Origin of the sequence: Legionella pneumophila subsp. pneumophila str. Philadelphia 1 (genome assembly GCF_000008485.1) — a bacterium.
Lineage (GTDB): Bacteria > Pseudomonadota > Gammaproteobacteria > Legionellales > Legionellaceae > Legionella > Legionella pneumophila.
On record NC_002942.5, the window covers coordinates 2,766,951 to 2,779,277 of the forward strand.

The window sequence follows — 12,327 nt, forward strand, 5'->3', positions numbered from 1 at the left end:
AGATTTGAAAAATGAATAACTTGCCTATTATTTACAAACACTGCCAATTTTTTTAATATCCGCTGATTCAATAACAAGGAGTTTCCAGTGGCTTTTCAAAGATCATTTTTTTCTCATATCGAAGACGATTGGCGTTATTATCAAAACATTCGTGCAAAATACTCTGATGCTATACCCATACCACAAAGAAAATATTTCGAACCCATTCATTCCATAGATTCATTCGCCACATTAGCAGTACGGCCTATTGAAAAACCTCTTTGGCTTGGTGTTCACACAGCAGGTTTTTTGCTGAAAGCGATAATCCACTTAGTAGGGGCATTAGTTCTTTCACCATTTGCTTTGATCTTTGCGGTATGTGTTCCGAGATCCGAATTGAGAGAGCAAACTGTCTCATCATTTAAATCTACTGCTGCCGGATCTATTGTTGCTGCAGGTATGGCTTGTGTTGCATTACTCTCAACTTTAATGTCGCTTATTTTTAATCCGTTGTATCTATTAAGTCGAAGTGCCGCCACAGGAATCGATCATCTTAATTCAGTAACCGAATCCTGTTGCGGTCTGACTATAGCAAAAATCTGATTAGGTGGTTCAATCGCAACCCTTATTTATTTCAAATCTGGCGAAAACTAGAGAACAGATGGTCTCATCTGTTCTGCTGGCTCACTTTTTACCTTCATAGTTGATATTGCTCCTCCAATCAAATCAATCAAATTAATAATGGGGCTAACAATCACACCAATTGCGGTAATAAGAGAAACAGCGAAATGCACCACGCTATCAATAATATGAATCTTTGCGGCTTTTTTATCAGAAAAAACCAGGCTGTTGAGAGACTTTAAGCTCAAATAGAGAGACGATGAAACAAGCTCTAAAGTTATAATAGAAAAACTAATCGGTGCCGTTATCACATGGCCTGCTCTGTAAAAAAAATTAGGGGCAGATGAATAAGGAGCAAAAAAAACTGATTTGAGGGGTTTGTCTTTCCCTTTCAAATAATGGTCAGCAACCTGGTAAGTGGTACCGCATTGTTCTAATAAAAATTCATTGAATGTTTTTAAGAAATTATTAAACGACATCGATAGATACTCCCTGTTAAAAAAATCTTCATAATAATATATGAATTTGCATTAATTACTAAAGATAATTTCGATAATGATTTTTACTTCAATCTATCGCCTGTAAATTTGCCCTGGTATAATCAGAACTTGCCAAATACATCCAGTTGGAAGCAAAAAATGTTTTTAATAATGGGTGTTATTTAAACTAATTGACTTAATTAAAACCATTCTTTAACAAAATCCTGATCATTACTCCACTTGATTTCAGAGTCATAACTTCAGCATAATGCATCGAAGATTTTAGCCGGATTGGGAGTTTTTCATGCTTAATTTTAAATGGTGTGAGTTTTCAGAATTAACAAGCAAACAACTCTATGACATTCTGGCATTACGAGCGAGTGTTTTTGTAGTAGAACAGCACTGCCCCTACCTTGATCCAGACGGTAGAGATTTTTTTTCCATGCATTTATTGGGCCTGGAAGAAAATTCTCTCGTGGCTTATTTGCGCCTGTTTCTTCCAACTGAGATCGAAAACCATCTCACATTTGGCCGTGTTGTTACAGCTAAATCAGCGCGGACCAAAGGATATGGAAGAAAACTGATACGTGAATTATTGTCTTATTGCGACATGCATTACCCTGGTATTCGCATTCAATGCTCTGCCCAAAATTACTTGAAAAAATTCTATGAAGAATTCGACTTTAAAAGTTATGGCTCGGTTTATGAGGAGGATGGTATTCCCCATATTACCATGCAAAGAACCTTATAAAACCGCAATAACCAATCCGGGTTTCCTGGAAGTAATCTATCAGCCCGATCAAATTTTAAATTGACATTAGTGCTACAATAAAGCACACTTTTTATCATGTTTACTCATTAATAATATTATTTAACGCGAGCTATGGATAAAATCAGTCATTATCTCGAAGCCTAGTATCGGATTTCATGTTTCATGCCAGGGCTTCGAGACAATGCTTATGCATCTCCTCAGCCTGAGTGTTCCCTGGGTATCGACTGGTTGATATATCATCTTTATCCATAACTCACGTTATTTAAAGTATTATTCTATGGAGAGGTTATGACGAAAATTGTTTATCTACACAATGACCCGGATAAAATGCTCTATTATAAGGACAGCGTTCCCAAAGATTTAAAAGTGGTTGAACCAGATGCCAAAATGATGTTAGAAATTTTAGAGCAAAAATTAAAACTACTCGAAGTAGTTGATTTAGATTGGTTTTATTGTGCAATTTGTATGGAACTTCCTAAAGAGCCAGTGTTTTATCCAACCTCAGAAGGCATTAGTAATCTTTACGAAAAAAGTGAATTAGTCAAATGGTTTTCAAGAGACCCCAGAAATAAATCCGACCCCGTTGGACTTGGTTTAAATGTTACTATATCTCAATATAAAACTCCTACTCCAAAAGAATTGCTTGATTTTGTTATTAAATCAACAGGATTTGCTGAAGAGGTGTTCATTGACCATTACAAAAAACCACTAGCAAAAAAAATTTCCCCTGAGGAAGAGCTCTTACTTGAGAAACCCGATAATACCAGACGCAATGAAATAGATAGCCCCACTCATTCACAGTCAAGATCCTGCTGGAGTCTCTTTTTGTATAGTATTTTTGGTGGTAAAGATAACAGAAAAGTAATGCAGGAAAAAACTGATTCCCTAACATCGTATGATATACAGCCCCATCATTAATGAAAATAAATCAAGTTTTTTAGACGGTTTTTTTGTTATGCACAGAACTTACACCCCCAAAGATCAAGGCAAAAATGTGTTTAATGAGAGAGTTTCGATAAACTAAATGACCGAATTAAAAACAATTTTTAACAAAGAGATTGGGGGTTTTGTAAGTCCTGATGTATAATAATGATATAGTTCAACCAATCAACCAGGATGTTCCATGTTGACTCCTCCGCCTGACTCAAAAATTTCAACCACCGATAAAAGTTTGGATAAATTAAGCGCTCCATTGGATATGCTTAAACAAATGAATGAGTCAACAATGGAACAAACCAAACTTGATGAACTACGAAAAAAAATGTCCCTGCAAGCGGAAATACTTAATAAAGCGAAAGCAGATAATGACATGTTTTTTCGTTTACTTATCGAATTAATGTCATTAAAACTCCAAGGTGAATTATTTAAAGAACAATTAAGCAAAATTTCTAAAGAAAGTGGTTATGACAGCGCACAAAGCGCATTAATTCAAGCCACAAACTCAGAAGGGCAAAGCCCTTTACAATACGCCCTGCAAAAACAAGACTTCTCTACGGCAAAGTATTTTCTGGATAACGGAGCAAAAGCGGGTCCGATAGAAAAAGCCGTCTTCGAAATTGCTCTTGACAGTAAGGCGGCTAAAGAATTTGGGTTTCCTCCACTCCCACCCGAAAAGGAAAAACTGCACCCTGTCAAAAATTTTGGTCTGGTTTTAGGTATAAAAACAACCAGTGTGGATGGTACTCCCTCTCAATTCGGCCATATAGCGCCCACTTATCAATTGATGACAGATTCGGTCAGTCATTTTGCCAAATCTCATCCTGGCAACAAGAACTTTCAGGAAATAGCCAATGCCTTCCAGTTTTCAAATGAGGCATCGGCATTCAAATTCAGCACACCACAAAGAAATCCGGAAGCAGGTAACGATCTTGCAAGACGCATTCAAGGAGGCGAACTCACCACAATTCCTGTCAGCTGTAAAGGTCATGCCATGGGATTATCGTATGTACCCGACGGCCCTGGTTCGAAATCGGGCTACCTGGTATATACCAATCGTGGTCTTGGAGCAAAGAGCAGCGAGCATGGCACCCATATTTTCCGAATCGAGGATTCCAGCAAAATTACACCTGAATTTATCAATAATATGACAAGTGGACATTCGAATGGCGCGTCTCATGATGAAATTATGTCTCAAATTAAAGCAGCTGCCGGAAACAAAGAGCCCATTCACCATATCAAACAAAAAGGACAAAAAAATGACAATTGCACAATAGCCAACTCCAAATCCAACATAGAGGGAATACTATTATGCCAAAAAGCCAGAGAAGTGGGAGGGTTCGATAAATTAACAGAAAGCGATATGGACTCCGTTAAAAAAGAATACAAGGAATTTACAAAACATATGAGAGTTGAAAAAGTCAATGAATTAGCCAAAGCCCTTAAAGAAAATCCTCAGGATCCTGATTTAAATAATTTAACCAAAGAATATTTGAAGCAACATCCAAACGCCGACCCTAAACTAAAACAAACCTTGGAAACTGCATTAAAACAAGCTTCTGAAAGCAGTATGACACTAAGCCAACCAGGGAAAACCATTTAATACTACCGAGCCTACATGGATTGTAATATCCAAAATAGTTTAATAGCCTCGCCATAATCGAGTGGTTTAATCAAATGGCCTCGAATATTTAAAGACTCAAAAGCCAGCTTATCCTTGCTGGTATAGGCTGCCGTAAGTACAAATACCTCTATATCCGTAAAGGAAGAGTCGTCTCTTAATTCTTTTAAGAACTCAATACCGTTCATTTTAGGTATATTGATGTCGAGAAGAATTAACTTGGGATGAATTTTATTTTCTTTATTTCGACCATATAGCATATCCAATGCCTGATTCCCACTTTTAGCTATTTCAATCTTGATTAATGAACTGATTTTATGGAATACGCGCTCAACAGACTGAATGTCAACCTCATCATCTTCCAAATACAGGATATCTACTTTATCAGCTGCGAGGTCCATCACTATTCTCCGTGAGACAATGTTTTATTTTTTTATTTCTAAATTAATTATAGACCTAAACCTTTATTGATGAGGGACTTTAGGCCATGTAAATGAAAATCTTGCGCCTTTACCCAACTCAGAGTCCACCTCAATTTTCCCATTTTGAGATTCTACAATTTTCTTTACTATAGTTAATCCTATGCCGGTAGTTTCTGCCTCATCTTTGGATTTTAAGGTTTGAAATATTCTGAATATTTTCTCAAAATACACCGGCTCAATACCTGGACCATCATCTGCCACAAAAAACTCATAAAATGTGCCTTTATCCAAAACACCAATTTCAATTGTTCCTGTTTTACAATGATGATGTTTCATGCTATTTGCTATCAGATTAGAAAAAACCTGACTTAGAAGTAATTTGGCCGTTGGCAGTTGGGGCATGGATTCATGGACTATAATAGTAAATTGTTCATCATGGTTAAGAATATCTATTATTTCTTGAATTAACTCCTTAGTATCTACCCATTCTACCTCCATATTGACCCTGCCTGCCCGCGCATATTGTAATAAGCCATCTACCATCCCGCTCATACGACGGGTACGTTCTCTGAGCAATTGAAGATTTTTTCTGGAAAGAGAATCCAACTTATTTCCGCAATCCTCTTCAATCCACGTTGCCAATTGAATAATTGCCCTTAGCGGCGCTTTTAGGTCATGGGAAATAATGTATGAAAACTCTTCAAGATTCTGGTTACTTTTAATCAGCTTTTCTTCAAATTCTTTAATTTCTGTAATATCTTTTGAAATAATGACGTACCCTACTTTTTTTCCTTGCGAATCATAGCGGATAGTCATAGTAACGGAAGCAGTGAACTGGGACCCGTCTTTTCTGACTCTTTGAAATATTTCTTCCGCCTTTCCTTCCCGACGTACTGTTTGAAAAAACTTTCGTACTTTACCTGACTGGATATCTTCCACTGTATGCAAAATCTCAATGCTCTCTTTGTTCACTAATTCTTGAGCCTCGTAGCCGTAATTTCGTCTGGCCCCTTCATTCCAAACCAAGATGACGCCTTTCAAATTGATTGCAATGATTGAATATTCAATTGCGCTTTCCAATATGGTTTGTAAAGTACTTTTGGCATGCCGTTCTTCTTCTGTTTTAGCGATTTGCTGCTTTAATGCCTTGGTCTTCTCTTTTAATTTTTTACTTATTTCTTTTTGAGCCTTTAAACTCTCTTCCAGACGTTGGGCAAAACGGTATAACTCGGATATTTTTTTTTCACTTATTTCTTCAGCTTCTTTCCTTGCGCGTATCTCTCTATCAAGATGGCGTAACAATACTTCATAATCACTCATCAGGATCGCCTTTTGTTAATACAAATCTTACCTTAAAGCCTGTTTTTGCAGGCAGATTTTCACGAACAATAGTCATGTTTTCTTTATGATATTTAATACAACCTTTTATTAAACCTTCCGCAAAATCGGCCAAAGGACGCGAAGAAGTGTAAATCATTTCCATTTGATTTTGACTGTGATATTGGCATTCAAAATGGGGTAGTTCAGTATAGTCATACAATTTTTTCACTTCGAAATGAATATGTGTTTCAAGCGCTTCCAAAAATTGAAACACCGACTTTTTTTCCCTGAAAAATTGAGGATATTTTTTTGCAAAAACCTCAAACAAATACTCACCATATTCTTGTAAAATCACTGATGTTGGTTTGCCATTTTTCATAGCAAGCGCTTTAACCAATTGAAATAATTCTTTGGGAGAGTATGTACCGATAGACGTGTAGGCACCATGGGACTTCAAATGACTATCCATAATAATTTGATCTACCAGGGTGTAGGATTCACTTTTTTCTACAAAATTGAGAAATTCGTTGAATATGATTCCTTTCATAGACAAGATGTTTTATATCAATTGATTAATACTATAAGTATAGTCGTAAATTTGTCATCAATAATATAATCCTGACGCAAGCAGGAATGTTTTGCATTTTTTTGCTCATATTGATTAAACCATAAGGCCTTGCTCGCTCCTGCGTGGCGCTACACCATGTAAAGCGGGGAAATCTTGACCAACTACTTTTCTGATATTCCCCTGTTTGGAGGAGAAGAGAATCGTCTAGGTTAGCTGATTTGAAAAGGCAGGTAACTTGGACCAATCCGGATAAGTTAACTCCCATAATCGATAAATCTTTTCATCTTTATATTGGGCAATCAAAATGACTTCGATTCTCTTGACTGGCTCATTAGGTCGAGTGGTGGTAATAAATACCCGCCCAGCTATTTTTTCACCTTGCTCAAGGAAGGTCTCTTCATCGTATTCAACTTGATATTGAATTTCAGTCGCATAATACTGTTGATGCGAGCTTAGAAATTCATCATAGCCTGTCACTATATCATTGGTATAGAGCAGAAACTCCCCGTGGTAATATTCTGGAATAAGATTGGCGTTTTTCTTAATTACCATTTGAGTAAACATTTCTTTTAATTTTTGTATATACATTTTCTACTCTCAAATTAATTTTTCAAAATTATACAACAATTATTTAGCAATAAAACTGATCATTTTGAAAAATTACCCTCAGTATTGTTCATTAATTGAAGAAAGGTTACTATGAAATTGCATGGAAGTAATCATTAATACTGGATAATAGGAGAAAAGGAATGTCTCAATTCAATTTTTTTGAAAAAAACCAGGCTTTTGATGAAAACAATTTTGAACAAAAATTGCAGGATGCAATCAATCTGATAAAACAAAATCAATCTTTTGTTGCAAGATTAGTGCTCGATGCGATAAATTCCAATCAAGTCACATTAAGTACTTTCTATCAACTTACCCCAAATCATTACCAGAAAACGAAAACAATTATGAGAAAGGACTATCATACTATCCTTCCAAATACTTTCCCCCCTACAATTTCCGCAGTACGTAAAATTGAGAAAGAACTGGATGGCATTATTTATGATAATCAACATATTTATATCAGTTCGACAAAAAGCGTTGAAGAAATTGCCAAAACATTAATCCATGAAGTCTGTCATTTTTTAAATTCAGATCTTTACGATAAAGAAATGGAAACAGAAGAGTCAAAACAAGTCGGCTATAAAGATGAAGTAAGAGCATTTACAGCAGAAAAAATGTTTGAAAAAAATAAAGGCTACCTGCTCAGAAGCGATATAAACCAAATACATGAAACGGTTACCGAACTATATCCTGAATTCACCGATCCGGAAAACCCAATGTCAGGGTATATTTACAGCACTTTTGATAGCCCTTCTTAAGGGCTGTTTACATTTTGCCAGCTTGAGTCGAAAAGCCTTGATTTTCGAGCGCCGTAGTGGAACATAAAATGAAATAAGTTAAAAAATCTACGTATCTTCAAGAATATTAAGTATAATTGCTGTGAGTTTGAATTATAAAATAAATCCATTTTCTTATCTTAAACTCATAGCAATTAATAATTATAAAGATTATCCAGAGAGCCTGCATGTCAAAACAAGAAAATATCATTTCTCATAACACCGATTCATCTCTTCTGAATACTGTAATGCAGCAAATGAAGGAAAGAATAATAAACGAGGGTGATAAGCCACATGTCACGGTAGAAACTCAACTTAAGATTCTTCAAGAATTAAGCCAATTTGGGTTTGGTCAATTTCTAATAAAAAATCAGGGTATCAATGGTTATTGGACTCATTATATGTTGACTCATCCTTGGTTTGGAAGAAAGACGGGATTAAACAATAGTCGTGAGCCATTATCAAACATGGAATGTTTCTTGTTGGACAAAGCACCAACAATGTTAGCAACCCAACAGCGTTTCGAATTATTTTTGCAGGAAAATCAAAAAGCTCTGGTTAATGGCGCAACCCTTGCTTCTATCCCCTGTGGGATGTTAGGGGAATTACTTTATCTTGATTTCAATGGCATCAACAACATCCAACTGATGGGTATAGATTATGACCAGGCAGCATTAGAGGATGCCAATGCCTTGGCAAAAGAACGAAACCTGGACAGATTCACAACGCTTGTTTGTCGTAATGCCTGGGAGCTTAATATTCAAGAGGAATTTGATCTCATTTCCAGCAATGGGTTAAATATTTATGAACCAGACGATAACAAAGTTCTGGATTTATACCAGCAGTTTCATACAGCCTTAAAAAAAGGCGGGAAGTTAGTAACCAGTTTTTTAACTCCTCCCCCTCACCTGAGTTCACAATGCGAATGGATATTCAATAAAATTAACCCAGAAGATTTATTATTGCAGAGAATTATTTTTTCCGATATTTTAAATGCAAAATTCCAGTGTTATCGCTCATCGCAACAAACCCAGAAGCAACTCGCCTTGGCAGGCTTCAAGAATATTCATTTTCTATATGATGAAGCTCATCTCTTCCCAACCGTAATAGCTGAAAAATAGCAAGAAAAAGGAAATTGTTATCCGTATTTTTTTAAGCCATAGCGATAAATATTATATGATGACTGCCATTGAGAATATGCTTACTTGGAATAAGCTGGATGCCAAAAATCATTTCCAAAACCTGAAAGGATACCTCGGCACAGAAACGAGCATTTTTTAAACTTCCATTTCTTCAAACTTCATTTTAAAATAGCTGATTTTCCCAAGGATAGTCGAACATTCGGCACCTGATTATTATCACAAATAAAATAAAGGAATAAGCAATGGTAGACTATCATTATTTCAAGAGTAAATTGAATCACTTTTATGGGCGCTATGTAGGATATAATCAACGCCCGGTTTTTTTTGATATTGATCAAACTTTCCCAGAATTAAATCACATAACACGCCATTTTCCCGATATCAAAAGGGAATTCGAAAATGTACAAGCGAATGTAAAAGAATTTCCACGCTACCACGACATAGATCCCGGAGAGTCTGCCATATCAAACACTACAGAAAAAAACTGGAATGTTTTTATGCTGTATCTTCTTGGTTATCAACTCAAGGAAGCACGTTTATTATGCCCGGAACTTTGTAATTTATTGGAAGGAATACCCCATCTTATACAAGCTTTTTTCTCGATTTTAGAACCTGGAAAATCTATTCCCCTCCATGAAGGCCCCTATATTGGCTATCTAAGATATCATTTAGGAATTCATGTTCCCCAAAACAATCCACCACAAATTTTAGTTAATAACCAAACTTATACCTGGAAAGAAGGAGAAGCAGTACTTTTTGATGACTCCTGGCCACATGAAGTAAGAAATACCAGTGATGATTATCGTGCCGTATTAATCATTGATGTCTTGCGCCCTATGCCCTTCTTGCCGCAACTGGTCAATCAATTTGTAACCCACGTCATTGCTCGATATTTTTATGGTCGCAAAGTAATGAAACGCGCGATGCAGTATGGTGGAGAAGTAAAGCCTTTGGCACTTTAAGTAAACAACGATTATTATCTTTCGAAAATCGTTTAAAATATTTATCAATCAATAAAAAAAGAAAAGTTGAACTTTAGGTTCAACCCTTGTTGAATTAGCTCTTATCAGTCTTTCTCTATACTAAAAAGAGCGATATAAGCATATCTTCATAATTGAAATGCGCTGGTTATTTTATCTTAATGGTTTGTCTTTCTTGAGACTTAATACTTTCTCTTGTTTCCTCAACCATTTTCTCAAATGAAGACACTGAACTTGTCTTTAACCCTAAAAGCTGGGTTGTTAACCCTTGCCCCTTAGCCAAAATTCTATATTCATCTTTACTTTTCAATTCAGCAACAATTTGCTTAAGGCTCTGTTCATCGGTAGCTTCAGCCAGTTTATCCTTGAAATCAGCCAGGATTTCTGTTTTTAAAGCATCACCTCGCATTTGCTGATATTTTTCTTTAACATTTTTAAAGTTTTCCGTGCTTGCCGTATAGCGGTGCTCTCTTCCTTCATCTTTTGTTGCGTATTTATAAGAAAGATATTCGGATAAATTTTCACCTTTAGAGCTCAGCACACTCTCTAATGTTTCATCATTAACATTATTGCTTCTCTCAAGTTTTTGAATAGCAGCAATTTTATGATTCATCAAAGCTTTTGTATTATGCATCCATATTTTCGAAGTTGGGTCTGCTACATCTTTTATGAATTGCATTATACCTACTAAAATTTTAGATTTCCCAACCTTAAAATCTGGATCAGGGGTTGCTCGCTCATTTGGACTTAATTTACAATCCATAAAGAATGCTGACATTTTGTTAACAGCTGATACTAAACCAGGCTCTACCGTTGATTCTGTGAGAGTTGCAGCCGCTCTACTATAATCCGAAGCTGCTCCCCATAAAGATTGTAAAATAGCATATCCTTTTGGAGATATTGTTTTATCACTCAACTCTGGCCTTAAATCATCTTCCTTAAGATTTTTTTCCTTCATAAATTTATGAAGCTCATTCGCTGCTTTAAGATATCCGCTGATGTTACCCTTTTCAAGCATGCTATTCGCGTTGTCCCACAACTTCTTGGCATTTTCCAGATTTTCAATCCTTGTGACACGTTGAACACCCAGCTCTCTTATTTTCGCTACCTCATCAAGCATTGCTTTAGCATCAGAATAAGGCATCTCATCATGTTCTTTTTTGTGCTCAGCATGCAACTCAAATCTCTTGCTCATCGCTTGATTGTATACTGACTCGATTCGAGCAATTTGCTCTTCGGGCAATAAATTTTTTTCACGTAATAAACGTATAGTTCCTGGTGCCGAAAGATGAGCTCCATCCTCACTGTATAAATTAAATTCCTCACGCAATCCCATCAGCATAAAATCGATGGGACGCATAATATGAGTTTTGACACTCACTACTTCTGCACCCTCTTTAGGTGCAGTAAAGTCTTTAATTGCTTTATTATAAAACTTCTTGGCTGAAACCATATTGCTGAAAGAAGGTTCTTGTTTGATTTTATCTCGTAACTCTTCTCCTAATTCATAGCGAGGTAGAACAGGTTTTGATGTTAAAATTGACATTGCAGTTGCTTCAACATCAGCTACCATCCCGTCTTTTAACATACCAAACAAATCATCAGGCGTACCAATAAGACGGCTTGGATTGATTCCAATAGGATCAGGATATATCTGATTGCTTGCAGTAAAAATACGCTGACATAAATTATTTAATGCGTCAAAGACCGGTTTTACTTTTTTTATATCTTCGTCATTTTTAACAATAACAAAGGCATCCAAATCACTATACTCAGTGGCTTGTGCCTTGGCAAGAGAACCTGCAAAATGGACTTCCATATCTTTCGGCATCTCGACACCAAGCGCGTCAAAGGCATCATAAATCATTTCTTTGTAAATTTGACGTAATCCATTCTCCCACTCCTGCCATGGAGATACTTCATTGCCCTCATTTTCTCGAATTATTTTACTTAGATTAGCCAATTTGTTCTGATATTCTTCAAATTTTTTCTGAGCGGTTGGGGATAGTAATGGTTTGTCTCGCTCATCACTGTATAAACTACCAAATTGCTCTTCATTAACACTCATTTTAATTCTCCCCATTATGCTCATGTACTCGAGG

At 36.2% G+C, this 12,327-nt stretch carries 13 protein-coding genes; 7 read left to right on the forward strand and 6 right to left on the reverse strand.

Annotated elements, in window-relative coordinates:
• Positions 1–87: 87 nt before the first annotated feature.
• Positions 88–582, forward strand: coding sequence for a hypothetical protein (locus LPG_RS12360; RefSeq protein ID WP_014327007.1), 495 nt, complete (start codon positions 88–90; stop codon positions 580–582).
• Positions 583–629: 47 nt separating this feature from the next.
• On the opposite strand, the gene LPG_RS12365 is transcribed toward LPG_RS12360, so the two are convergent.
• Complete coding sequence (locus LPG_RS12365; RefSeq protein WP_010948155.1) at positions 630–1,079, reverse strand: hypothetical protein; 450 nt, start codon at positions 1,077–1,079, stop codon at positions 630–632.
• Between the two features lie 304 nt (positions 1,080–1,383).
• Here LPG_RS12365 and LPG_RS12370 point away from each other — a divergent pair, with 304 nt between their 5' ends.
• From LPG_RS12370 to ankD, 3 genes are all read left to right on the forward strand, one after another.
• Positions 1,384–1,830 (forward strand): GNAT family N-acetyltransferase, encoded by a 447-nt coding sequence (locus LPG_RS12370; RefSeq protein WP_010948156.1) that lies wholly within the window; start codon positions 1,384–1,386, stop codon positions 1,828–1,830.
• Between the two features lie 309 nt (positions 1,831–2,139).
• Complete coding sequence (locus LPG_RS12375; protein WP_010948157.1) at positions 2,140–2,769, forward strand: hypothetical protein; 630 nt, start codon at positions 2,140–2,142, stop codon at positions 2,767–2,769.
• Between the two features lie 205 nt (positions 2,770–2,974).
• Positions 2,975–4,390, forward strand: a complete 1,416-nt coding sequence (gene ankD / locus LPG_RS12380; RefSeq protein WP_010948158.1) for a Dot/Icm T4SS effector AnkD/LegA15 — start codon at positions 2,975–2,977, stop codon at positions 4,388–4,390.
• 11 nt (positions 4,391–4,401) lie between these two features.
• Here ankD and LPG_RS12385 read toward each other — a convergent pair whose 3' ends face one another.
• The 4 genes from LPG_RS12385 to LPG_RS12400 all read right to left on the reverse strand — a co-directional run bounded on the left by LPG_RS12385 (position 4,402) and on the right by LPG_RS12400 (position 7,306).
• Positions 4,402–4,809 carry a response regulator gene (locus LPG_RS12385; protein ID WP_015444072.1) on the reverse strand — a complete coding sequence of 136 codons (408 nt, stop codon included), beginning with the start codon at positions 4,807–4,809 and terminating at the stop codon, positions 4,402–4,404.
• A gap of 63 nt (positions 4,810–4,872) precedes the next feature.
• Positions 4,873–6,150 carry a sensor histidine kinase gene (locus LPG_RS12390; protein ID WP_015444071.1) on the reverse strand — a complete coding sequence of 426 codons (1,278 nt, stop codon included), beginning with the start codon at positions 6,148–6,150 and terminating at the stop codon, positions 4,873–4,875.
• On the reverse strand, positions 6,143–6,697 hold the full coding sequence (locus tag LPG_RS12395) for a heme NO-binding domain-containing protein (RefSeq protein ID WP_015444070.1): 555 nt from the start codon (positions 6,695–6,697) through the stop codon (positions 6,143–6,145). Before LPG_RS12395 ends, LPG_RS12390 begins: the two co-directional genes overlap by 8 nt.
• Before the next feature lie 225 nt (positions 6,698–6,922).
• Entirely contained in the window at positions 6,923–7,306 is a 384-nt protein-coding gene (locus LPG_RS12400) for a hypothetical protein (protein ID WP_010948162.1), read from the reverse strand.
• Positions 7,307–7,446: 140 nt separating this feature from the next.
• Here LPG_RS12400 and LPG_RS12405 point away from each other — a divergent pair, with 140 nt between their 5' ends.
• The 3 genes from LPG_RS12405 (at position 7,447) to LPG_RS12415 (ending at position 10,207) form a co-directional block, all read left to right on the forward strand.
• Positions 7,447–8,085 (forward strand): lpg2461 family Dot/Icm T4SS effector, encoded by a 639-nt coding sequence (locus LPG_RS12405; RefSeq protein WP_010948163.1) that lies wholly within the window; start codon positions 7,447–7,449, stop codon positions 8,083–8,085.
• A gap of 206 nt (positions 8,086–8,291) precedes the next feature.
• Positions 8,292–9,224 carry an SAM-dependent methyltransferase gene (locus tag LPG_RS12410; RefSeq protein ID WP_010948164.1) on the forward strand — a complete coding sequence of 311 codons (933 nt, stop codon included), beginning with the start codon at positions 8,292–8,294 and terminating at the stop codon, positions 9,222–9,224.
• A 263-nt stretch (positions 9,225–9,487) separates the two neighbouring features.
• Positions 9,488–10,207, forward strand: a complete 720-nt coding sequence (locus LPG_RS12415) for an aspartyl/asparaginyl beta-hydroxylase domain-containing protein (protein WP_010948165.1) — start codon at positions 9,488–9,490, stop codon at positions 10,205–10,207.
• Between the two features lie 166 nt (positions 10,208–10,373).
• On the opposite strand, the gene sidM is transcribed toward LPG_RS12415, so the two are convergent.
• Complete coding sequence (gene sidM, locus LPG_RS12420) at positions 10,374–12,317, reverse strand: Dot/Icm T4SS effector guanine nucleotide-exchange factor DrrA/SidM (protein ID WP_010948166.1); 1,944 nt, start codon at positions 12,315–12,317, stop codon at positions 10,374–10,376.
• Positions 12,318–12,327: the final 10 nt, after the last annotated feature.

Bases quoted from the DNA above. Each gene is read 5' to 3' on its own strand.
- LPG_RS12365 (WP_010948155.1), bottom strand. From the start codon at position 1,079: ATGTCGTTTAATAATTTCTTAAAAACATTCAATGAATTTTTATTAGAA.
- sidM (WP_010948166.1), bottom strand. From the start codon at position 12,317: ATGAGCATAATGGGGAGAATTAAAATGAGTGTTAATGAAGAGCAATTT.
- LPG_RS12395 (WP_015444070.1), bottom strand. From the start codon at position 6,697: ATGAAAGGAATCATATTCAACGAATTTCTCAATTTTGTAGAAAAAAGT.
- LPG_RS12370 (WP_010948156.1), top strand. From the start codon at position 1,384: ATGCTTAATTTTAAATGGTGTGAGTTTTCAGAATTAACAAGCAAACAA.
- LPG_RS12415 (WP_010948165.1), top strand. From the start codon at position 9,488: ATGGTAGACTATCATTATTTCAAGAGTAAATTGAATCACTTTTATGGG.
- ankD (WP_010948158.1), top strand. From the start codon at position 2,975: ATGTTGACTCCTCCGCCTGACTCAAAAATTTCAACCACCGATAAAAGT.
- LPG_RS12375 (WP_010948157.1), top strand. From the start codon at position 2,140: ATGACGAAAATTGTTTATCTACACAATGACCCGGATAAAATGCTCTAT.
- LPG_RS12385 (WP_015444072.1), bottom strand. From the start codon at position 4,809: ATGGACCTCGCAGCTGATAAAGTAGATATCCTGTATTTGGAAGATGAT.
- LPG_RS12410 (WP_010948164.1), top strand. From the start codon at position 8,292: ATGTCAAAACAAGAAAATATCATTTCTCATAACACCGATTCATCTCTT.
- LPG_RS12390 (WP_015444071.1), bottom strand. From the start codon at position 6,150: ATGAGTGATTATGAAGTATTGTTACGCCATCTTGATAGAGAGATACGC.
- LPG_RS12400 (WP_010948162.1), bottom strand. From the start codon at position 7,306: ATGTATATACAAAAATTAAAAGAAATGTTTACTCAAATGGTAATTAAG.